Here is a 22,223-nt window from a genome sequence, read left to right as displayed (position 1 = left end):
TTAAGAAAAATTCATAATGCAAATAGACTTCAATAAAAATTCAGACGGACTTGTACCAGCCATTGTTCAAGATGCAACTACCAAAAACGTGTTGATGCTGGGCTATATGAACCAAGAAGCGTTTGAGAAAACCAAAACAACTCAAAAAGTCACATTTTTTAGCCGTTCCAAACAACGCTTATGGACCAAAGGCGAGGAAAGCGGGAATTTTTTGAACTTGGTGGATATGAAAGTGGATTGTGATAATGATACGCTTTTGGTTAGAGTGAATCCCGTAGGACCTACCTGCCACAAAGGAACGGACACCTGCTGGGCCGAAGATAATGTTCAAGGTTATGGTTTCTTGTCAATGCTGGAAAACATCATTGAATCTAGAAAAAATGACCAAGAGAATCCAAATAGTTATGTGGCCTCCTTGTTCCGAAAGGGTATCAACAAAATTGCCCAGAAAGTAGGGGAAGAGGCTGTGGAAACCGTGATAGAGGCCAAAGACGACAACGAAGAGCTGTTTTTAAACGAGAGTGCCGATTTATTGTTTCACTACTTAATCCTCCTACAGGCCAAAGGCTACACCTTGGATGATATTGCCCAAGTCCTTGAAAAGCGACATTAAACAAGTCCGTTAAGTTTTTTCTAAAGCTTTAGTCGTTACAACGAAATACCGTAAATTTATGTGATGGCTATGAATACAAGAAAAGGGTTTCGATTTACTAATTACGAAGCACCGGACCAGACTCCGTTTGAAAAACTCTTTGAGATTTTTCAAGAACTGATCACCCATACTTCAGGTGATGTAGAGGAGGCATTGGACTGGCTTCGCGAACTCGATAAGGAATATGAACTTACCGACGACGATTACACCATTGACGATTTTATCGAAGATTTGAAGTCCAAGGGATATATCCGTGAAGAATTCGATATGGATAATCCCCAAGGTGGTGATGGCGAAGAAGGCGAGGAAAATGGTGGAGGCGGAAATCTATCCATAACGGCCAAACTGGAACGGATGCTCCGCCAACGTGCTTTGGACCAAATCTTTGGAAAAATAAAACGTAGTGGTTCCGGCAACCATAAAACAGGAAAATCCGGAAAGGGTGATGAGCACACAGGGGAGTTTAGAGAGTACCGATTTGGAGATTCATTGGAGCATATCAGTATGACGGAAAGTCTTAAAAATGCCCAAGTGAACCACGGATTGGATAACTTTTCCTTGATTGAGGCCGATTTGGTGGTGGAGGATACGCAACACAAGGCTCAGATGAGTACCGTGTTGATGATCGACATCAGCCATAGTATGATTTTGTACGGTGAGGACCGCATTACGCCCGCAAAAAAAGTGGCGATGGCTCTGGCAGAACTGATTACGACCCGTTATCCAAAAGATACCTTGGATATTTTGGTGTTCGGAAATGATGCCTGGCCCATCCCCATCAAAGATTTGCCTTATTTGAGAGTGGGTCCATACCACACCAATACCGTGGCCGGATTGCAACTTGCCATGGATATGCTTCGCAGAAAACGGAATACCAACAAACAGATATTTATGATTACGGACGGAAAGCCATCATGTTTACGGCTCCCGAACGGTGATTATTATAAGAATAGCGTAGGCCTCGACGAATATATTGTTGAAAAATGCTACGCTATGGCCCAGCAAGCCAGAAAACTTCATATTCCCATAACCACTTTCATGATTGCGGAGGACCCTTATTTGATGCAGTTTGTGCGTGAATTTACCAAAGCAAACAAGGGAAAGGCCTTTTACACAGGGCTTAAAGGTTTGGGCGAAATGATTTTTGAAGATTACGAACAAAATAGAAAAAGAAGAATTAAAGGATAACACAACATATGAATCTGGATCACACCAACATTGCAACGCTAGGTGAATTAAAATCTGCGGGATATACAAGTAGAAGCATTAAAGACGAGCTCAGGGAAAACCTTTTGGAGAAAATAGCCAAAAAGGAGCAGGTATTTGAAGGGGTATGGGGGTACGAGAATTCCGTTATCCCAGAATTGGAAAGGGCTATTCTTTCCCGTCACAATATCAACTTATTAGGGTTGAGAGGGCAAGCAAAAACCCGTCTGGCCCGTTTAATGGTGCAACTGCTTGATGAATGGATGCCCATTGTGGAAGGCTCTGAAATCCACGATGACCCATTGGCGCCAATTTCTAGATATGCCACGGAGCTCATCAAAGAAAAAGGAGATGATACGCCAATCAGTTGGGTGCATAGGAATGAGCGTTTCTATGAAAAATTGGCCACTCCCGATGTTACCGTAGCAGATTTGATTGGAGATGTAGACCCGATAAAAGCGGCCAACCTCAAATTGTCCTACGCGGATGATCGTGTGATTCACTTTGGAATGATACCGAGGGCCAACCGTTGTATTTTTGTCATCAACGAGCTTCCAGACCTTCAAGCAAGGATTCAAGTAGCATTGTTTAATATCTTGCAAGAAGGAGACATACAAATAAGAGGGTTTAAGCTTCGGTTACATTTGGATATTCAGTTTGTGTTTACCGCGAACCCCGAAGATTACACCAACAGGGGAAGCATTGTTACCCCCTTGAAAGATAGGATTGGCTCCCAAATTTTGACACACTATCCTGAGAATATCGAGATTGCAAAAAAGATTACCAAACAAGAAGCCCGATTGGATAAGCGTCAATCTGAATTTGTGTATGTGCCCGAAATTGCGATGGATTTATTGGAACAGATCAGCTTTGAAGCGAGAAAAAGTGAATATGTGGATGCCAAAAGTGGGGTGAGTGCCCGGATGAGCATCACAGCCTTTGAAAATTTATTGAGCACGGCCGAACGTAGGGCGATTATGGCGGGAGACACCAAAACTACACTTCGTTTGAGTGATTTTATGGGCGTAGTGCCATCTATTACTGGAAAAATTGAATTGGTATACGAAGGAGAGCAGGAGGGGGCCGGTTCAGTAGCCGAAAATTTAATTGAAGACGCTATAAAATCCCTATTTCCGAATTACTACCCAAAAATAGACAAGCTTCAGCGCAAGGAAGAAGAAAATGAATATGACGAATTGGTCAGCTGGTTTTTTGATAGCGAAGGTTTCGATCTATTGGATGATGAAAAAGAAGCCGACTACAAATCAAAATTGGATTCCATTGGTCCTTTGAACCATCTGATAAAGGAGTATCAGCCTGAAGCATCCAAGGAGGACAGCTATTTCTTAAAGGAACTGTTGCTTTGGGGCTTGGTGGCCCATAAAAAATTGAGCAAACACCGTTTTCAGCAAGGGTACCAATTTAAAGACCTTTACGGAAGTTACATCCGAGGGCTCTAGCCTAGTGCCAAATGTTCAAATTGTCGTTGTAATTTTCAAAATTATAAACACCCACAAAACGCTTTCTCAGCCAAAAGGTGTAAAGCGTTAAAACCGGCAAAATGCTGTACAGCACTACGGAAAGTGTTGCAATGGGTTTAAAGGTAGACGGGATAACGTGTTGTCCGTAAACATCTATGGAATTTAAAACGGTTATACTGTCATATATCTTGAAAACATAGACAACCATAATCGCATAGAGCGTGTACTCGATATTACGAATCTTTGGGTCGGGAAGTTCGTCTTCTGTAATTTTAAACCAAACAACGTAGAGGTATAGAAAATGAATGGAGGCCAACGCAGGAAATATGTAGTTATCCGCTTTTAAAAAGTAGAATTGATTGGTGTAGACTCCATAAAAACTCAATACAATCAAGCTAACCAAGACGGCTATACTGGCCAAGATATTCCTTTTCCAAGTAATGATTTTTGACAAGGTGTTCATCTTTAACTTCGATTTGGGACTAATACTGTGTTAAAGAACGAGCTTTTCAGGGTACTATTTTAAATAAATCGATGACTCGCAATCAATGTTGGATAATGCGAATAATCCGTCATGAAATAGCAAAAGAGGGATGTTAAAACAGCCTATGTAAATCAGTCAAACAAGTCTGATGACAAATAGCGATCTCCACGATCGCACACAATGGATACTATGGTCCCGCTTTCCAAAGTTTTTGCCAACTTAAGTGCTACCGTTGCTGCGCCACCACTGCTCATCCCGGAAAATATACCTTCCTCCCTTGCCAAACGCTTCGCCATTTCAATAGCTTCCTGCTCACTGACTTCCATTACGGTATCCACTTTTTCAGGATTAAAGATTTTTGGCAGGTATGCTTCGGGCCATTTTCGTATGCCCGGAATTTTTGCATCATCCGTAGGCTGCACGCCCACAATCTGAACCTTTGGACTTTGTTCTTTCAAATAGGTGGAAGTGCCCATGATGGTGCCTGTGGTTCCCATACTGGAAACAAAGTGCGTAACCTCACCATTGGTATCCTTCCAAATTTCGGGCCCGGTAGTTTTGTAGTGCGCTTTCCAGTTATCATCATTGGAAAACTGGTTGAGCATTTTAAAGCCTTCTTCCTTAACCTTGGCTTCGGCATAATCGCGGGCGCCTTCGATTCCCACATCGGCTGGTGTTAGCGTAACCTTAGCACCGTAGGCCCGCATCGTTTGTACGCGTTCCTTGGTAGAGTTCTCGGGCATCACCAATTCAATGTCCAGCCCAAAGAGACTGGCTATCATGGCTAAGGCAATACCAGTATTCCCGCTGGTAGCCTCAATCAATTTAGTTTCTTTGGTAAAATCTCCACGCTCCAGACCGCTCTTGATCATGTTATAGGCAGGTCGGTCCTTGACGCTTCCACCGGGATTGTTACCCTCAAGCTTAAAAAAAAGTTTTACGTTGGGATTGGTATTCAACACCTTGGATAACACCATAGGTGTGTTTCCGATAAGGTCTAGTATGCTATTAGACATTTGGGGTTGTCTTTATTTTGATTTCTGGTTTGTGATAAACAGTCGAGTTGGGAGGTACGGAAGAGGTAATCCAGGCATTACCACCAATAACGGAATTGGCACCGACAACGGTTTCCCCTCCTAAAATAGTAGCATTGGCGTAAATGGTCACATTATCTTCTATGGTTGGGTGGCGTTTTGTTTTTTCCAAGTTCTTGGCCACGTATAAGGCTCCCAAGGTCACCCCCTGATAAATTTTCACATTGTCATGGATTACTGCCGTTTCTCCAATAACGACTCCTGTTGCGTGGTCAATAAAGAAAGATTTTCCGATGGTGGCTCCAGGATTGATGTCCACGCCAGTTTGCCTATGGGCATATTCGGTCATCATTCGGGGAATCAGCGGAATACCCTCTGCATAAAGCTCGTGCGCCAGTCGGTAAATGGCAATGGCGTAAAAGCCTGGGTAGGCCATGTAAATTTCTTGGATGGAAAGGGAGGCCGGGTCACAGTTCAGGATGGCCTCGGCGTCTAAAATCAGGTTTTCCAGAATTTGCGGTAAGTGTTCCACATATTCATTCCAGAGTTCTTCGCTGGGCTTTTCCAAATCCCAGCAGGCCATGTCCATCAGCCTATTGAACTTTTTTTCCAACAATTCTAGATTGACCGCTACGGGGGTATTGGCGTCAAATAGGGTGTTAAAAAGCGTATCCGTGAAATCCTCGGTCTCCTGCTTTAAACGAAAATCCAAATAAGGCAGCTTTTTGTGCCTTATGAGTTTGGCAATAATTTTCTCCTTGTCCATACTGCGGTTTATAGTCTAAAATTAGACAAAACCTTACCAAACCATGGTATAAAAGGCTAACTTTAGAGTAAAAATAACATATTATCGATATATGGCATCCAACGTAACCATCTCCAAAGAAGTGTTCGGTTTTTTGACCGAACTGGATAAAAACAATAACCGAGAATGGTTTGAGGCGAATAAAAAAGCTTTCAAAAAACAACAATCGGAAGTCAAAAATTTTCTTGAGGCGGCCAAGCTCCATCTGAACCATCATGATGAGATTGAAAAAATGAAATTGTTCCGAATTTATAGGGACGTTCGTTTTTCCAAGGACAAAACTCCGTATAAAGCCCATTTCGCAGGATTCTTCTCTCGTTTGGGAGCACATTTGCGTGGGGGATACTATATTCATCTTAAACCTGCGCAATCATTTTTGGGGGTTGGTTTTTGGGCTCCGGAGAAGGAAGACCTATTCCGGATACGCAAAGAATTGGAAATGGACGCGGATGAATTTCGGGAAGTAATTAACCAGCCCGAACTGAAATCAATTTGGGGGGACCTGCAGGGTGACGAAGTGAAAACAGCACCCAAGGGATTTGACAAAGAACATTCAGCTATTGATCTAATCCGAAAAAAACAGTTCGTTTTTATGCGAAACTTTTCGGACGACGAAGTGTTGTCTCCCACATTTTTGAATGAGGTGGACAGGTCCTACAAGGCCATACGACCTTATTTTGATTTGATGAGCGATATCCTCACAACCAATTTAAACGGTGAGTCAATTCTGGAATAAGGCTTCTTCTTCCAAGAGTTGGATTTGGTCCTTGAGTCGCTCCACTACCATATTCATCATACGCTTGTTTAGCGCGGAGGAATTGGTAATGTAGTCCCGGTATTCTTCCACCGTAAACTGGCCAATGACCATTCCCTTAAGGGAATTCCGGAACTTGATGTCCTTTTGGATGGCCCGCTCAATGTACTGGAACTTTTTCTCCAAAGAAAGCTCGTAGAAAACACCTTTATGCTTATTTGCATAATTCTTAAAGGCCTCTACCAACAAATAGTTTTGAAGTTTGAGCACTGGGCGGAGGGTCTTGTTCTGAAAATGTTCATCAAAACCCATTTGGTCATTAAAATGTGCAGATGAGATTGTGGGACGAATGTCCAATCGGCGGTCGGATGTTGAATCCATTGCTGTGATTTTTAATAAAATTACAGAATGATGGATCGCACACTTTTAAATAAGTCAATAGTTGTCAACGATGTTATGAACAAAACGCAGAACGCACGTATTTGATTTTAAAACAACTTTGAAATCCAGTAGATGGCAAGACAAAGTACGCCCACTGAAAATTCAACCAGTACCAAGTACCTGAAGAGTTTGGCAATTTTGATGGATTTCTGAAAATGTAACATGAGTAAAAGATAATATTTTTATTTATTTAAAGGAAAGGATAAGATTGTTAATAGTGGTAATGCCGTTGACGATATAAAAGATTCGTTATCTTCGTGTGTACAAATTATTGGTTATGAACTTTCAAGCGGATAAAATAGAACTAGCAAAAATGTTGTTGTCCACTAATGACCCGGAAATTATTCATTCGATAAAACAAATTTTCAAAAAAGAGGGTTCAACTGATTTTTGGGATCAATTGACCTTAGAACAACAAACAGAAATAAACCAAGCAATTTTGGAAATTGAGAATGGTGAGTTTGTCGATTTTGACCTTTTCATGGCAAAGCATAGGTAACAATGCAGCGAATGGTAAAGGTCTCCAAGACTGCGGAAAGAAAACTTTCACAACTCTTGGGGTTTTTGGAGAAAAAATGGTCAGTAAAGGTTAAGCTGGATTTCATTAAAAAATTGGATAAATGCATCGATTTAATCAAGAATGACCCATACATCTTTCCAGAGTCAGACAAAAAGAGCGGTTTGCACAAGTGTACAATTTCCAAACAGACCTCACTATATTATCGCTTTACTGCTGATACTATATTTATTATCACCATTTTTGATAACCGGCAAAACCCTGCTAAACTGGAAAAGGAAATCTGACTGGACCTTAAAATTATTCAAGCACCTTTACTAAATAATCCAATGAAATTCGGAAAAGTAGACCATCCCGAACATATCGATTTCACGATTCCCCCCGACCATCCAAATACCCAAGTCGTTTTATCGAAAACCAAGACTGGCAGCAAAGCAAAGGTGTATGTGGGATGTGCCAAATGGAACAAGCAAGATTTGAAAAATTTCTACCCACGAGGCACAAAAGATGAACTGGGATACTATTCTACCCAATTCAACAGTATTGAGCTCAATGCGACCTTTTATCGCATCTTTCCGGCGGATACCTATGAAAAATGGCGGGATAAAACACCGGAAGGTTTCAAGTTTTTTCCAAAAATGACCAATGAGGTCAGCCATTTGCACCGTATGAACGACAAGGCACTGGAGGCGGTGGACCGATATTTGGCAGTAACTCCTCTGCTTGGGGACAAACTTGGCACCATCTTTTTACAAATGCACAACAACTTTGGTCCGAAAAACTGGGATAGGGTAGTACGTTTTGTGGAATATTGGCCCAAGGAGTTTCCGTTGGCCATGGAATTTCGCCACACCGATTGGTTCAATGATGAAAAGGTAGCCCAGGAATTGTATCATTTACTGGAAGAAAACAATATCGCCAATATTTTGGTGGATACTGCCGGTAGACGGGACCTTATGCACATGCGATTAACCAACAACGAAGCATTTGTGCGATATGTCGGAGCAAACCACCCGTCCGATTATCCCCGTTTGGATGACTGGATAGAGCGATTGTCTTCGTGGATATCCATGGGACTCGAAAACATTCACTTTTTTGTGCACCAAAACCTTGAGGTGGAATCACCTTTATTATCTGCCTATTTTATTGAGCAATTGAACGCAAAACTGGGATTTGAACTGCATATCCCAAAAACTACGCTGCCTCCCCAAAAAGGACTCTTTGATTAAAAAAGACGAAAAATCCATCAACTTAAAAATCCTGAGGGTTAAAAATTAACTAGTCGATAGTGGTTTACCTACAAATATCCAAAATTCACAATTCATATCAATTTAAAGGCGTAATCAGAACATTCTTAAGGGGATTGGACTAACTTTGTGATTGAATTTAAACGTTTCTACTATGCGATTTCATACAAGAAAATGGGTTAAACCGGAGGATTTGAACGCCAATGGAACCCTATTTGGGGGCAAGGTCCTTGCTTGGATAGACGAGGAGGCCGTATTGTACAGCATCATTCAGTTGGAGAACAAAAAAATCGTGACCAAGTACATGTCCGAGATCAATTTTATGAGTACTGCCCACGAAGGAGACATTATTGAAATCGGGATTGAAGTCATTAAATTCGGGGTCACCTCAATTTCGCTCAATTGTGAAGTACGAAACAAGATGACCCACGAAAGTATTGTTACGGTTGACAATATCATTATGGTCAATCTAGATGAAAACGGCAACCCTAAGCCACACGGCAAAACAAAAATCGAGTACGTAAAGGACCGTTTGGCCAAAAAGGAAAAAGAAGAGGATAAAAATGCTTCTTAATCCATGGTTTGGGCCACAGCTTGAACTTCGTCCAATACCCTTAAAAGGTTCCCGCCCCATAATTTGGAGATTTCCTCTTCCGTATACCCTCTTTTTACCAGTTCCAAGGTAACGTTGAAGGTTTCCGAAGCATCGGACCAACCTTCGATACCGCCACCTCCATCAAAATCGGAGCTGATACCTACATGGTCAATTCCAATTAATTTTACCATATAATCGATGTGGTCCACAAAATCGGAAACATTGACCGCTGGTGGGGCAGAAGCATCGGTTTCGGCCCATTCTTCACCAATGTTCATCACTTTTCGGTAATTTGCGAAAAACTCCTCCCGTTGCGCATCGGTCAAGGAGGAAAATTGTGAGCGCTCATACCAGGCCACTCCTAAAGAATCCGCCACTTTTTTGTATACTTCGGTCATATAGGCCGAACGGGCTTCGTGTTTTTCGGTATTCAAATAGGAACTAAAGGCCACCGTTTGGACAACACCACCATTTTCTTTCATCAACATCAACTGTTCATCGTCCAAGTTTCGGCTGTGGTCGCAAAGTGCCCTGGCCGATGAATGGGAAGCAATAATAGGGGCTTTGGTCAGCGCTATCATTTGCTTCATCGCTTCTTTGGAAGGGTGGGATACATCGATCATGATTCCCACACGGTTCATCTCGGTCACGGCTTTTTTGCCCAGTTCGCTAAGGCCGTTGTGCAACCAAATGCTGTCTCTTTCCCCTGTGTTCGAATCACTGAATTGGCTGTGGCCGTTATGGGAAAGTGACATGTACAGCGCACCACGCTTTTGATATTCTTCAATTTTGGAGAGGTCCTCGCCAATGGGGTAGGCATTTTCCACACCGATCATGGCCACTTTTTTCCCTGAGGCCACAATGCGTCTTACATCGTCCGAGTTCAACGCCAATTCTATCTGGTCTGGCGCTATCTCCTCGCAAAGCCTGTGGATAGCCTCGAACTTTGCCATGGCGTTTTCAGATGCTTTGGCGTATCCTTCCGTGGTCAAGGTATCCTGACCCGTATATACAATCAAAAAAACAGCGTCCAATCCACCTTCTTCCATTTTGGGAAGGTTAATTTGGGTTTCCAAGCGTTGTGTGTAGTTAATGCTGTCGGTAAAGTTCTGCACATTAATATCGTCGTGCGTATCGATAGTGATCACGGCATCGTGAATCCGTTGGGCTTTTTCTTCCAAGCTTTCTGTCTTTTCAGGTTTCTTCTCCGCGCAGGAGACAATAAGGGCAAGAGTCAATAGTAAACTAAAATATTTCATGGTTGGTTTTTTTTACACATACAAATAACGCAATTTGACAACAAAATCCGAATGCTACGGAACAATAAATTGTAATCCCTTGGTATTATCCACACTTTTAAATGTAATAATAACCATTAGCACAAGACATTGGGAACACGTGAACTATTGACTTATTTGGAAAAGTTGGAAATCGGATTGAGCTCGTTCTCTTACGAGGAATTAGGTGTAGTGGAGGCCGGAAAGCTTAAAAAATCGTTTGAGGTATTCAAAATGGGGCTGGAAAACAAAGTTTTTGGGACCTCGGAAATGAAACAGCTCGAAAACATCTACGAAAAAGTAGGCATCCGAAGCCTGGACAAGCGGGAATTTAACGGGGCCGACACGGACAAGTTGCTATCGCTGGTCGGTGCACTGGAAGCCACCTCACTTTCCAAAGAACAACTTGAACTCGTGGATGAGCTTAAAAAATTGGTTCAACATCCAACTACAAAAGCACAGGATCAACATAAAAATACTATGGCCACCGATTTTGAATTTATAGAGAAAAGTTTGCAGGCCGGCTTCTCCTCCCAAAAGATTGACCTTCAACCTGTACTGGAAGACTGTATGGGCCAGATGGAGCTATTGGAAGAACTCGTTCGTATGTTTCAACAGCATGTTTTTGAGTTTATCGGAAGTGCCAAAGTCAACCTTATCAATAAAAATTTTGTGGAACTGGAACTTTCTTGCCAAAAAGTAATGCCTTCCCTGCGCATGATGAAAACCTTTGGCCTTTTGGAAGTGGCACAGCAGATTTCACGTTTGTGCAAAACGGACAGGGATGAGAAACACCTTAATTTTTTATACGATCAGTTCTTGCAGGAGTACCCCAAAATTCAAGAGCAGATAGATTTTGAAATGGAAATATTCAGAACCTTGTAATTCATCCATCAATCATGGCGACCAATGAGCTTCCCAAATACTTGCAAAGCGTATTCTATCCTTTGTTTCAGCACACCAAGGATTTGGAGTGTCAGTTGTTGCTTTTGGATGAAATGTTGGAGGTAGGGGACCATAAGGAAATTCCATTTTTGAACGAATTGGAGTCGCACGAAAACCCCAAAATAAGCAATAAGGCGTTTCAAATTAAGAATGAACTACAGGAAAAATTGGGACTGTTGTCGGAAACCGAACGAAGAAGATTGCCCATGAACCTTTGCTTTATTTACGACGAGTTCAACATTCGTCCCAGCAAGGTGGATAAGGATTTGGATTTTGAGGTAGCATTGGATATTTTGAACATGAAATAAAAAGGGATTTCACCACCCGAAGTAGGTGTTTCACCACAATTTAGGGAACAAACATAATCTTTGAATTGAAATCACGTTATAAAAAGACCCAAACTTAAATTGAGATTACGATGTTGTACGACACCTACGGTGAGGAATACTTGGCTTTTTTGCAAGAACTCAACGAAATTTTGACAGTAAACGAACTTGCTGAACTTGATTACCTATAGTTAACAAACAAACCCAAAATTTGTTACCATGAACAACCAGAACAAAGAAAACACGGCCTACTTGAATTTTATTCAAGATTTAAAAGACTTGCTTACTGACTTTGATATCAGTCTGTTGAGCAGATCTTAATTATTTAAGTGATTATCATGGAAAAGGGGATGCTGATTTTATCAACATCCCCTTTTCTATTCCATATTTCTGAGGCAATTTATCCCAAATAAGATTTTAAAATCTTGCTTTTGGAGGTATGCCGTAATTTTCTGATTGCTTTTTCCCGGATTTGACGTACCCGCTCACGGGTCAAATCAAAGGTGCTGCCTATTTCTTCCAAAGTCATGGAGGGTTGGTCGCCAATCCCATAATACAAACGTACTACATCTGCTTCACGAGGGGAGAGGGTGTCCAAAGCACGGTTAATTTCCGTGTTTAAGGATTGATGCATAAGTCCCTTATCGGGTTTGGGCGAATCTCCAGCGTTCAACACATCATACAAATTGGACGTTTCTCCCTCCTTCAGGGGAGCATCCATGGATACGTGGCGTCCCGTATTTTTAAGGGATTGCTTTACCTCGGAAACGGTCATGTCCAATTCCTTGGCAATTTCCTCCGGAGAAGGTGGCCGCTCATGGGCTTGTTCCAAATAGGAAAAGGTCTTTTTAATTTTATTGATAGAGCCAATTTTGTTCAGGGGCAATCGAACTACACGGGATTGCTCTGCCAAGGCTTGCAGGATGGACTGTCGAATCCACCAAACCGCATAGGATATAAATTTAAAACCCCTAGTTTCATCAAAACGCTTGGCGGCTTTTACCAAGCCCACGTTACCTTCATTAATTAAATCGGGAAGTTTTAATCCTTGATTCTGATACTGTTTTGCAACGGACACCACAAACCTAAGGTTGGCATTGGTCAGTTTTTCCAAAGCAGCTTGGTCACCGGCCCTTATCTTCTGTGCCAACTCAACTTCTTCCTGTGCGGTAATCAAATCGATTTTACTGATATCCTGCAAGTATTTGTCGAGTGATTTGGATTCGCGGTTCGTGACCTGTTTGATAATTTTAAGCTGCCTCATTCTTTTATCTGGTTTACAAGTGTTACAAGCTATCAGTATACATTATAATCTTGATTTTTCCAAGTCCAAATTGTTATTGTTATCAAAATGTTATGAGTAAAAGGTCGAAAAAGTCCAATTGTGGGCAAACGGACCATTGTTGATACTATTTTGATATAATTAACCTCAAGGATTGGTCACAAGCGTAAAAAACCCCTAATTTTGTAGGGTTTTTTATTTAAGAATCCATAATGCCTTTTTCCCTTTGGAAGTAAACAAATCAATCAAAAAGAAAACGCTGTATGGCTATCAGGAGGAAGACCTGAACAAAATCTTCGAGCAATTGGACAAACTTCCGGCAGGTAGTAACATTTTGTACCAATTGCCTACGGGGGGAGGAAAAACCGTGGTGTTCTCCGAGATTACACGAAGGTTTATCCAGCAAACGGGCAAAAAGGTGATGGTTCTCACACACCGTATCGAGCTGAGCAAACAAACCTCTAAAATGCTCAAAGGATTCGGTGTGGCCAACAAAGTCATCAACAGTGAAGTAAAGGAACTGTACGATCAAGATGATTATATGTGCTTTGTGGCCATGGTGGAAACCTTGAACAATAGGCTTCAGGAAGAAAAGGTGAAAATCAACAATGTAGGATTGGTGATTATTGACGAGGCCCACTACAATTCGTTCCGAAAGCTGTTCAAATATTTTGAAAAGTCCACCATTTTGGGCGTAACGGCCACTCCGTTGAGCTCCAACATCAAACTGCCCATGAAGGACAATTACAAGCACCTTATCATTGGGGAATCCATAAAATCATTAATTGAAAAGAACTTTTTGGCCAAGGCCAATCTTTATAATTACGATGTCAGCCTTCGCACCCTAAAACTGGGCATCAACGGTGATTATACCGTAAAATCCTCGGATGAGTTTTACAGTGCCCACAGCATGCTAGGCAAGCTAATGTCAGCCTATGAAGAAATTGCGAAGGGAACCAAAACCTTGATTTTCAATAACGGCATAAACACTTCTCTTTATGTGTACGAGACCTTTAAAAAAGCAGGGTATAATGTGCGGCACCTCGATAACAAAAATACAGCTTCCGAGCGCAAGGACATTCTAGATTGGTTTGCCAAAACGCCCGATGCCATCCTCACCTCGGTGAGTATATTGACCACGGGCTTTGATGAACCTACCGTAGAGACCATTATTCTGAACCGGGCCACACGGTCATTGACCTTATATTTCCAAATGATCGGTAGGGGGTCTAGGGTACTGCCTGACAAAGATGAGTTCAACGTGATCGATATGGGTAATAATATTGCCCGTTTTGGACCGTGGGATGCGCCGGTGGATTGGCAGGAAATCTTCCATTTCCCTGATTTTTATTTGGAAAACATTAAAAACGACGAGGAAATTGAGCGGGATTTTGTCTACGAGATGCCCGAGGAGCTTCGTGCCAAATTCAGCAAGTCGGAGAACATCACCTTTGATGTAAAAGAAGAGTACAAAAAGATATTTGCACAGGGGAAAAAATCAAAAATCGTACTGGAGAAAAGTATTGAACAGCACGCGAAAATTTGTGTGGAAAATAGCGAAGATGTATTCGACGCCCGGATTTTGGCCAAGGAACTCAAGGACGAGATTTCCTATCGGGTAAAACAATATTCCTACTGCATCATGAACAACACCAAGAACTATAAGGAATGGCTTGAGGAAGACTACGAGCGAAAATTGCGTTCCAGCATCTCCAAAATGTTTGCTGCTAAAATGTAGCAGGATTCAGATTCTTGGATACTTAGGTTTTTGGATATTCGATGATTTGATTTTTAGGTTTGAATTTGTCGCTTGTATTTGAACTTGATTTTTGAGCTTGAACTTGATTTTTGAAGTTGAATTTTAATCTTCAAACGTATTCGTCTTCGTACTTTTACCCACATGTCCAAAAAACTCCTTGTAATTGGTTATGTATGGCCAGAGCCTACCACAACTGCGGCAGGAAGTCGCATGCAACAACTGTTGGAAGCTTTTTTAGAGTTGGGCTATCAAATTACTTTTGCCAGCACAGCCAGCAAAACCGGATATAGCTTGGATTTGGAAGCCATGGGTATTTCCGAGACCTTCATTCAGCTCAACCATTCCAGTTTTGATGAATTTATACAACAATTGATGCCCAATGTGGTTTTGTTCGACCGTTTTATGGTAGAAGAGCAATTCGGATGGCGCGTAGCGGAACATGCACCAAAAGCCCTGCGGGTGCTCAATACGGAAGATTTGCATGCGCTTCGAAAGAGTAGGGAAGAGGCTCATAAAAAAGACCAACTTTTTAGGATTGAAGACTGGAAAAATAATCCAACCACTTTACGGGAAACGGCAAGTATCTATCGGTGTGACCTGACCTTAATGATTTCCAGTTATGAAATGGAAATTTTGCAGCAAAAGCTCGATATCCCACCCGAGTTATTGCTCCACATCCCTTTTATGGTGGATATAAAGGAAATATGCTCCAAAAATTTTCCTCCATTTGATGCTAGAAACGGTTTTATCAGTATCGGAAATGGTAAACACGCACCCAATGCAGATTCCCTAAAGGTTTTGAAAAAGGAGATTTGGCCTCGGATTAGACTCCATCTGCCAGAAGCTGAAATCCAAATTTTTGGAGCCTATCTGCCACAACAAATCAACGAAATGCACGATCCCCAAACAGGATTTTACATCAAAGGCTGGGTCGAAAATGCAACCATAGCTTTCCAAAAGGCAAAGATATTGCTGGCCCCACTCCAATTTGGTGCGGGGATAAAAGGAAAATTATTGGATGGCATGCGAACAGGAACCCCAAGCGTAACCACTACCATTGGAGCAGAAGGTATGCATGCTGGCCTCGCATGGAACGGGACCATTGCCGATGATTGGGATGCGTTTGCCCATGCTGCCGTGGAATTGCATCAAAACAAAAAAAGCTGGGAAGGTGCCCAACAAAACGGTAATGCACTGCTCCAACAGTTGTATAACAGGCAAAGCGTACAAAGTAGTTTGGGAAAACGATTGGAACACCTGATTGTGAATTTGGATACCCATCGCTCAAAAAATTTCATTGGAAAACTATTACAGCATCAAACCATGAGCAGCACTAAGTATATGGCCAAATGGATTGAGGAGAAGAATAAGGAGAAGTAGCGTAATTAGTTAAGGCTAAGATTAGCTAAGTTTTCCTAAGCATTTGATATTAAAAATGTTTCAAATGATATATGGCGTTAAAACTGCGTTAAGCATCTTGGATGACTCCTCAATAGTTTTATCTTATCAACTATGGAAAATATTTTAATCGCAGGTGCCACTGGTACAACAGGAGAAAAAGTTGTCAAATTAGTAAAACAAGCCGAAAATTATCGCCCAGTAGCCTTGGTACGTAATAATGAGCAAAAGGAGCAATGGGAATCGCAAGGGGTAGAAACTGTTATGGGAGACCTAACCAAAGATGTATCTCATACCACCAAAGGTATAGATAAAGTAGTTTTTGCGGCAGGCTCTGGAGGTAAAAACGTGGTCGATGTGGACCAAGAAGGTGCCAAAAAGCTCATCGATGCATCAAAAAAGGAACGTGTACGTAAATTTGTAATGCTCAGTTCTATGGGCGTGGACAATCCACGTGGTGAACTTAAGGAATACCTACAGGCGAAGCAAAATGCTGACCAATACTTGGACATCAGCGGTTTAACATTCACAATAGTGAGGCCAGGCGCATTGAACAATGAGGAGGGAACTGGAAAAATCAAACTTTCACAAAAACTGAACGAGCGGGGTGAAATTCCAAGATGGGATGTCGCTCGTACGCTTGTGAAGAGTCTTGAAGATGATGTTGCCAAGAATAAAGTGTTCGAAATTTTAACGGGCGAAACCAAAATAGAAGAAGCTGTACATGAATTCTAAGCATTATTTCCCAAATAGAAATTGGAAGGTATGCAAAGCGACTACAAAGTATATGGCCAAATGGATTGAGGAGAAGAATAAAGGTTGAACCGTTTAATGCTGTCGAAAACACATCAATCCAACAACTGGTCAGTAATAATCAAGGTGTATTCAAAAACATTCTCCAATGGCTCTGTTAACACCCACAAATTGTCATCAACAGGAGTTTGCTGATAACGCAATATGTAATCCTCGTTTTCCAAAGAATATAGTTTAATGGCTTCAAAGCGTAAAGAAGCTGTTGGCATGACCGGTATTGTTTCATTATTTAGTGTAAAGCCAATAATACTAGATGATTGTTTGGCTATTTGGGAAATTTGGTTGTATTCATCAATGTAGAACAAATCCATATTGGAGTTGTTTTGAATTTTGTATGAAGTTTCAAATCCAGAGTTTTCGAAATCGTCCTCACATTGAAATGACATCAAAAACGGGAACAGCACCAACAGAAATAATTTTTTCATGGTTTTTTTATCTTAAAGGTAGATTTAATCTTCCAACTCAAGTTAAGTTGATGTTACTCCTTTGTGAAATTTACTTTTACGCCTCTTTGTTTAAAAAGCATGGCCTTTTCTTCGGGATCAAAGATTATCTGGATACCGGCGGAAACAAATTCAAATTGATGCTCGTCCACAGCATCCAAAGTAAATGCAGACTGTCCCGTAGCTCTGCCCTTTAGCATTCCATCCTCAATGAAAATACTCATGTCCAAAGGAAAATCCGGGGCCGTATAGTTTCCCACATAGACTTCCATTTGTTCTGGGTCAACCTTATAGGAATTGAATTTGGGCAATTCAAAAGGTTTATTGTAGACCGTGCTCAAAACAGCAATGGCAATATCGTTGGTATTCATGTTTGCACCATTGGAGGTAAGGGCGAAGGATACATTGCCGTCATCAAAATGACCGAATAAAGAAGAAAAACCATCTATCCCTCCCGTGTGCCCATAACTAGTTCGCTCATGAAAAGGAAAACTAAACAATCCCAATCCATAACCGTCCGTAATCTTTTTCATGGCTTCCACATGCTCCATATCAAGCAAATCGCCTCCAAATAGTGCATCGCTAAACTTGACAATATCAGTTGGATTGGAAACTATGGCACCAGCGCCAACGGGCACGGACATATCAGTTTCTGGATGTTCTTGCCACTTGTCCAGGTACATGTACGATTTACATTCATTGTCCTTTGTTCCAATCTTTTGGCCCACATAGGTATTGGTAAGCCCTAAGGGCTCTATAATAAATTCTTCAAGTAGTTTGGGATAAGGTTTACCCATATTTTTTTCCAGAATGTAGGTCAGCAACACAAAATTGGAATTGCTGTATTGGTATTTGCTATCGGGTTCAAAATCACTTCCGGCCTTTGCGATAATTTCTACCATTTCCGCTTCGGTCTTTTTCTGTGTCATGTAGGTAACATACGCAGGATCATCGGTAAAATTGTGAATACCGCTACGGTTCCCCAACATTTGTTTGATGGTAATAATTTCAGCATTGGGAATTTCAGGAAAAAAACCATCCAAGGTCTGGTCCAAAGAAAGTTTTCCCGCCGTTACGGCCTTAAAAACCAATACTGCGGTAAATGTTTTGGAAATAGAACCAATGCGATACCTGGAAGCCGCCGTTGCCTTGGATTCAGAAGTCACATCACAATACCCCACCGACCGTGTATAGATTAACTTACCTTCTTGCGAAATGGCAACACTGCCCATGAATTTATTGTTTTCTTCCAGAAGATCAAAATATTGGTCCAGTTTGACAGCATCAAATTCTTGGGACCACACAGAACAACTCAAAAGCATAAGTGCTGCGACCACCGTGGTTTTTCTATGCCGCCATTGGAAAAAAGAAAAATCAACGTGAAAAAGAATGCAACCTGGAAAATGTTTCATGGCATGTTTATTTAGTGTCATTACCAAATTAGAGCATTTCCATGTTAAACCAAAAAAGAACTTGCCTACCTGTCCCTTTTAATGCGATATTGATACGGTTTACGACCTGGTGCATCGGTTTGGAGCTTGGGCAAGCGTTCAAAAAAACCAGAAGCTATCATTTTCTTTTGGAAACGGCTCCGGTCAAGGCGCTCTTCCAAAATCGTTTGGTGCAATTGGTGCAGTTGCGGCATGGTAAATTCTGTTGGCAATAAATTGTAGGTCAGCGGTTCCTCTTGCACATCTTCCTTCAATCGTTCCTTGGCTTTAAGTACAATTGCTCTATGGTCCATCCACATAGGAGGGAGGTCGTTGATGCCGAACCAGCCATAAGCGGAGTCCAAATTACCGATCACCGGTCGGGTCTCTTCAAAATTGACCAGAGAGTAATGGGCCAAGGTAACAAAACGGTCATTCAGCCACGAATCTTCCCTAAAGGGAAAGTTCAGTTCTTCAAAAAATTGTTTCCATTCATCTGTAAACTGACGGTGTTCACCACCAAATACGGACAAAAACTTAAAGTGCGGGTCTTCCAATCCGGTGCGTTCCCTCAGTATACGTACCGTTGCGGCCTCAACTGATTCCGTTCGTAAAATATAGCCACCAGGCAACAACCATTTATCCCCAATCTTTAGCAACAGGCATTTAAGTTGGTCCTCGTGGAATCCAATGATAACCATGTCAACTGAGAGGTTAGGTAAATATAGCTCCTGACCGTTTTCGATAAAAGCAATGATGTCCATAATGTAAAAATACTGATTTGTGTCATTTTGCCACAATTAAATCTTTCTTTATATTTGTGTCACCTTGTCACAAACTATAGGATATGAAAAAAATCTTTCGCATTACGCTAAAAACCCTTGGAATTATTCTATTCATTCTGCTGGTCGGTGGATTATTAGGTTGGTGGTACCTAAGCTCCCAGTTCTTGGATTTCGAAGACGATTACGTACAAAAAACAGATATACCAATGGTCACCATAGGCGGTCATAGTTTTCTGGATCGTAATGAAAATGGCGAGTTGGATATTTACGAAGATAACCGTCAACCAATAGAGGCGAGGGTAGAGGATTTGCTTTCGCAAATGACTGTTGAGGAGAAAATCCATATACTGAAAGGGTCTGGGATGGCCTCTGGTTTGGGCATGGTGGAACCTGGGGAAGGTATTCCCGGTGTGGTGGGTACCATTGTAGCCACACCACGACTTGGTATACCGAGCATCAATCTTTCCGATGGGCCAGCGGGACTTCGAATAGAGCCTAAACGGGATGGCATTGACCGAACATTTTATTGTACTGCATTCCCCATAGCTACGCTGTTGGCTTCCACTTGGAACACCGAATTAGTGGAAAACGTGGGCCAAGCCATGGGAAACGAAGCACTCGAATATGGAATCGATGTGATTCTGGGCCCGGGCGCCAATATTCATAGACATCCTTTTTGCGGACGAAATTTTGAATACTATTCCGAAGACCCACTGTTGACGGGTAAAATAGGAGCCGCAATGGTCAATGGAATAGAATCCAACGGCGTTGGTACGTCGGTAAAACATTTTGTGGCCAACAATCAGGAAACTAATCGAAATTACAACGATACTAGGGTTTCGGAACGGGCCATGCGGGAAATCTATCTGAAAGGATTTGAAATTATTGTTGAAGATGCACAGCCTTGGACCATTATGTCCTCCTACAACAAGGTAAACGGAACCTATACTTCGGAGAGCAAATATTTGCTGACCGATATATTGCGGGAGGATTGGGGCTTTGAAGGCCTCGTAATGTCTGATTGGTTTGGCGGTAACGATCCTGTGTCCATGGTGAATGCAGGGAACGACCTATTGGAACCGGGGACCAAAAAACAATGGAAAGCCTTAACCGCAGGTTACGAGGACGGTACCTTGGATATGGATGCGTTGGATACCTCGGTGAGGCGTATTTTGACCATGGTTTTCAAAAGTAAGAAGATGACAGCATACACCTATGGTGAAAACCCTGATTTGGAAGCCCATGCAATCATCACCCGAAAATCGGCCTCCGAAGGCATGGTATTACTGAAAAACGATGACGTACTTCCTTTGGAAAAGGGACAAAATGTAGCGTTACTTGGGGTATACTCCTATGATTTCATTGCCGGAGGGACAGGTTCTGGGGACGTAAATGAGGCCTATACCGTTTCGCTGGAAGAAGGATTGACCAATGCTGGATTTCGTGTAAGCCCCACTGCAAAGCAAGCCTATCAAAAACACAAGGCAGCTAATGAAGAGGCCTTTGAAAAACCAGAAGGCATGTCGGCCATGTTCAACCCATATCTTCCTCCTGAAATGAGCTATGATAGCAATTTGATGGAAACCATTGCTTCGGAGAGTGATTTGGCCATCATCACCATGGGTAGAAATAGCGGTGAGGGCGGCGATAGGGTCGTGGCGGATGATTTTCTATTGTCCGAAAAAGAAAAGGAAATGCTAAGTGCCACTTGTGATGCCTTTCAAAAAGCAGGAAAAAAGGTCATTGTGGTTTTGAATATTGGCGGTGTCATCGAAACTGCTTCTTGGAAGAACCAACCGGATGCCATTCTGTTGGCTTGGCAAGGCGGACAAGAGGGCGGAAACGCCGTAGCGGATATTTTGACTGGGGACGTTAACCCCAGTGGTAAATTGACCATGACATTCCCTGTTCATGTGGATGATCATGCCAGTAATACCAATTTCCCACAGAACGGATTACCCATGCAAATTAAGGATATGTTGCTTGGCAAGGATGAAGTTCCCGAAGATGAAATGGTACAGAACGTAGATTATACCAATTATGAGGAAGGGATTTATGTAGGTTACCGTCATTTTGATAAGGCAAATCTAAAGGTTTCCTATCCTTTTGGTTTCGGACTTTCCTATACCGATTTTGCGTATGGCGATATGGAAACAGTGCAGGAGAACGATACAATTAAAGTATCTGTTCCCGTAAGCAATATTGGAAAAACCAATGGAAAAGAAATTGTTCAGTTCTACGTTTCCAAGGACTCCACCCAAATTGATAGGCCTACACAGGAACTGAAAGGATTTGCCAAAACAAAATTGTTGGGCACAGGAGCTACCGATACGGTACAGGTGAAAATTCCTGTGAATTATCTGAGGTATTGGAACGAAAATCTGTCCAAATGGGTGCTAGAGCCGGGCCACTACACCATAAAGGCCGCGACTTCCTCCCGAGAGGTAAAGAAAACATCGAGAATTGAATTATAAATTTGAGTGGGTCCCTTTCACAGTAAAGGAACTTGCTTGATTCATGGATAGTGTATTTGGATAAGGGATGTGTGT

The 22,223-nt window shown here is 41.9% G+C and carries 23 protein-coding genes; 14 read left to right on the top strand and 9 right to left on the bottom strand.

The features are described 5' to 3' along the window. Nucleotides 1-16 precede the first annotated feature (16 nt). The 3 genes from hisIE to EO130_RS12925 all read left to right on the top strand — a co-directional run bounded on the left by hisIE (nucleotide 17) and on the right by EO130_RS12925 (nucleotide 3,318). Nucleotides 17-613, top strand: coding sequence for a bifunctional phosphoribosyl-AMP cyclohydrolase/phosphoribosyl-ATP diphosphatase HisIE (gene hisIE, locus EO130_RS12935; RefSeq protein WP_127141921.1), 597 nt, complete (start codon nucleotides 17-19; stop codon nucleotides 611-613). A gap of 63 nt (nucleotides 614-676) precedes the next feature. Next, the gene (locus EO130_RS12930) at nucleotides 677-1,840 is read left to right on the top strand and encodes a vWA domain-containing protein (protein WP_127141920.1); all 1,164 of its coding nucleotides are present in this window, start codon (nucleotides 677-679) and stop codon (nucleotides 1,838-1,840) included. An 8-nt stretch (nucleotides 1,841-1,848) separates the two neighbouring features. Continuing rightward, on the top strand, nucleotides 1,849-3,318 hold the full coding sequence (locus EO130_RS12925) for a magnesium chelatase (RefSeq protein WP_127141919.1): 1,470 nt from the start codon (nucleotides 1,849-1,851) through the stop codon (nucleotides 3,316-3,318). Between the two features lies 1 nt (nucleotide 3,319). Here EO130_RS12925 and EO130_RS12920 read toward each other — a convergent pair whose 3' ends face one another. The 3 genes from EO130_RS12920 to epsC form a co-directional block, all read right to left on the bottom strand. Then, nucleotides 3,320-3,802 (bottom strand): hypothetical protein, encoded by a 483-nt coding sequence (locus EO130_RS12920; protein ID WP_127141918.1) that lies wholly within the window; start codon nucleotides 3,800-3,802, stop codon nucleotides 3,320-3,322. A gap of 152 nt (nucleotides 3,803-3,954) precedes the next feature. After that, nucleotides 3,955-4,839 carry a cysteine synthase CysM gene (gene cysM, locus EO130_RS12915; protein WP_127141917.1) on the bottom strand — a complete coding sequence of 295 codons (885 nt, stop codon included), beginning with the start codon at nucleotides 4,837-4,839 and terminating at the stop codon, nucleotides 3,955-3,957. After that, complete coding sequence (epsC, locus tag EO130_RS12910) at nucleotides 4,832-5,623, bottom strand: serine O-acetyltransferase EpsC (protein ID WP_127141916.1); 792 nt, start codon at nucleotides 5,621-5,623, stop codon at nucleotides 4,832-4,834. Before epsC ends, cysM begins: the two co-directional genes overlap by 8 nt. Nucleotides 5,624-5,714: 91 nt before the next feature. Between epsC and EO130_RS12905 the strand changes: the two genes are divergently transcribed. Beyond that, nucleotides 5,715-6,398 (top strand): DUF2461 domain-containing protein, encoded by a 684-nt coding sequence (locus EO130_RS12905; protein WP_127141915.1) that lies wholly within the window; start codon nucleotides 5,715-5,717, stop codon nucleotides 6,396-6,398. On the opposite strand, the gene EO130_RS12900 is transcribed toward EO130_RS12905, so the two are convergent. Further along, a complete protein-coding gene (locus tag EO130_RS12900; protein WP_127141914.1) occupies nucleotides 6,384-6,797 on the bottom strand; it encodes a glyoxalase in 414 nt (137 codons plus the stop codon). The two genes, EO130_RS12905 and EO130_RS12900, sit on opposite strands and share 15 nt — an antisense overlap. 337 nt (nucleotides 6,798-7,134) lie before the next feature. Here EO130_RS12900 and EO130_RS12895 point away from each other — a divergent pair, with 337 nt between their 5' ends. The 4 genes from EO130_RS12895 to EO130_RS12880 all read left to right on the top strand — a co-directional run bounded on the left by EO130_RS12895 (nucleotide 7,135) and on the right by EO130_RS12880 (nucleotide 9,195). Continuing rightward, nucleotides 7,135-7,356 (top strand): hypothetical protein, encoded by a 222-nt coding sequence (locus EO130_RS12895; RefSeq protein ID WP_127141913.1) that lies wholly within the window; start codon nucleotides 7,135-7,137, stop codon nucleotides 7,354-7,356. 2 nt (nucleotides 7,357-7,358) lie between these two features. Beyond that, on the top strand, nucleotides 7,359-7,661 hold the full coding sequence (locus tag EO130_RS12890; protein ID WP_127141912.1) for a type II toxin-antitoxin system RelE/ParE family toxin: 303 nt from the start codon (nucleotides 7,359-7,361) through the stop codon (nucleotides 7,659-7,661). A gap of 42 nt (nucleotides 7,662-7,703) precedes the next feature. Then, nucleotides 7,704-8,603, top strand: a complete 900-nt coding sequence (locus tag EO130_RS12885; protein ID WP_127141911.1) for a DUF72 domain-containing protein — start codon at nucleotides 7,704-7,706, stop codon at nucleotides 8,601-8,603. 172 nt (nucleotides 8,604-8,775) lie between these two features. After that, on the top strand, nucleotides 8,776-9,195 hold the full coding sequence (locus EO130_RS12880) for an acyl-CoA thioesterase (RefSeq protein ID WP_127141910.1): 420 nt from the start codon (nucleotides 8,776-8,778) through the stop codon (nucleotides 9,193-9,195). Here EO130_RS12880 and EO130_RS12875 read toward each other — a convergent pair. Next, complete coding sequence (locus EO130_RS12875) at nucleotides 9,192-10,475, bottom strand: dipeptidase (RefSeq protein WP_127141909.1); 1,284 nt, start codon at nucleotides 10,473-10,475, stop codon at nucleotides 9,192-9,194. The genes EO130_RS12880 and EO130_RS12875 overlap by 4 nt on opposite strands. A 129-nt stretch (nucleotides 10,476-10,604) precedes the next feature. Here EO130_RS12875 and EO130_RS12870 point away from each other — a divergent pair, with 129 nt between their 5' ends. After that, nucleotides 10,605-11,378, top strand: a complete 774-nt coding sequence (locus EO130_RS12870; protein ID WP_127141908.1) for a hypothetical protein — start codon at nucleotides 10,605-10,607, stop codon at nucleotides 11,376-11,378. A 14-nt stretch (nucleotides 11,379-11,392) separates the two neighbouring features. Further along, a complete protein-coding gene (locus EO130_RS12865) occupies nucleotides 11,393-11,746 on the top strand; it encodes a hypothetical protein (protein ID WP_127141907.1) in 354 nt (117 codons plus the stop codon). 418 nt (nucleotides 11,747-12,164) lie between these two features. Here the strand turns inward: EO130_RS12865 and EO130_RS12860 are convergent, their stop codons facing one another. Beyond that, nucleotides 12,165-13,028 (bottom strand): sigma-70 family RNA polymerase sigma factor, encoded by an 864-nt coding sequence (locus EO130_RS12860; RefSeq protein WP_100818963.1) that lies wholly within the window; start codon nucleotides 13,026-13,028, stop codon nucleotides 12,165-12,167. A gap of 244 nt (nucleotides 13,029-13,272) precedes the next feature. Between EO130_RS12860 and EO130_RS12855 the strand changes: the two genes are divergently transcribed. From EO130_RS12855 to EO130_RS12845, 3 genes are all read left to right on the top strand, one after another. Further along, the gene (locus EO130_RS12855; protein ID WP_127141906.1) at nucleotides 13,273-14,784 is read left to right on the top strand and encodes a DEAD/DEAH box helicase; all 1,512 of its coding nucleotides are present in this window, start codon (nucleotides 13,273-13,275) and stop codon (nucleotides 14,782-14,784) included. Nucleotides 14,785-14,946: 162 nt separating this feature from the next. Next, entirely contained in the window at nucleotides 14,947-16,185 is a 1,239-nt protein-coding gene (locus EO130_RS12850; RefSeq protein WP_127141905.1) for a glycosyltransferase, read from the top strand. Nucleotides 16,186-16,317: 132 nt separating this feature from the next. Beyond that, a complete protein-coding gene (locus EO130_RS12845) occupies nucleotides 16,318-16,938 on the top strand; it encodes an SDR family oxidoreductase (protein ID WP_127141904.1) in 621 nt (206 codons plus the stop codon). A 113-nt stretch (nucleotides 16,939-17,051) separates the two neighbouring features. Here EO130_RS12845 and EO130_RS12840 read toward each other — a convergent pair whose 3' ends face one another. The 3 genes from EO130_RS12840 to EO130_RS12830 form a co-directional block, all read right to left on the bottom strand. Then, the gene (locus EO130_RS12840) at nucleotides 17,052-17,441 is read right to left on the bottom strand and encodes a hypothetical protein (RefSeq protein ID WP_127141903.1); all 390 of its coding nucleotides are present in this window, start codon (nucleotides 17,439-17,441) and stop codon (nucleotides 17,052-17,054) included. Nucleotides 17,442-17,494: 53 nt separating this feature from the next. Next, on the bottom strand, nucleotides 17,495-18,871 hold the full coding sequence (locus tag EO130_RS12835; RefSeq protein WP_241244353.1) for a serine hydrolase domain-containing protein: 1,377 nt from the start codon (nucleotides 18,869-18,871) through the stop codon (nucleotides 17,495-17,497). Between the two features lie 65 nt (nucleotides 18,872-18,936). Next, nucleotides 18,937-19,653 carry an NUDIX hydrolase gene (locus EO130_RS12830; RefSeq protein WP_127141902.1) on the bottom strand — a complete coding sequence of 239 codons (717 nt, stop codon included), beginning with the start codon at nucleotides 19,651-19,653 and terminating at the stop codon, nucleotides 18,937-18,939. Nucleotides 19,654-19,736: 83 nt separating this feature from the next. Here EO130_RS12830 and EO130_RS12825 point away from each other — a divergent pair, with 83 nt between their 5' ends. Beyond that, the gene (locus EO130_RS12825) at nucleotides 19,737-22,148 is read left to right on the top strand and encodes a glycoside hydrolase family 3 C-terminal domain-containing protein (protein ID WP_127141901.1); all 2,412 of its coding nucleotides are present in this window, start codon (nucleotides 19,737-19,739) and stop codon (nucleotides 22,146-22,148) included. Nucleotides 22,149-22,223: the final 75 nt, after the last annotated feature.

Source organism: Flagellimonas marinaquae, assembly GCF_003992675.1.
Classification (GTDB): Bacteria; Bacteroidota; Bacteroidia; order Flavobacteriales; family Flavobacteriaceae; genus Flagellimonas; species Flagellimonas marinaquae.
This window is presented reverse-complemented; position numbering and strand designations above follow the sequence as displayed.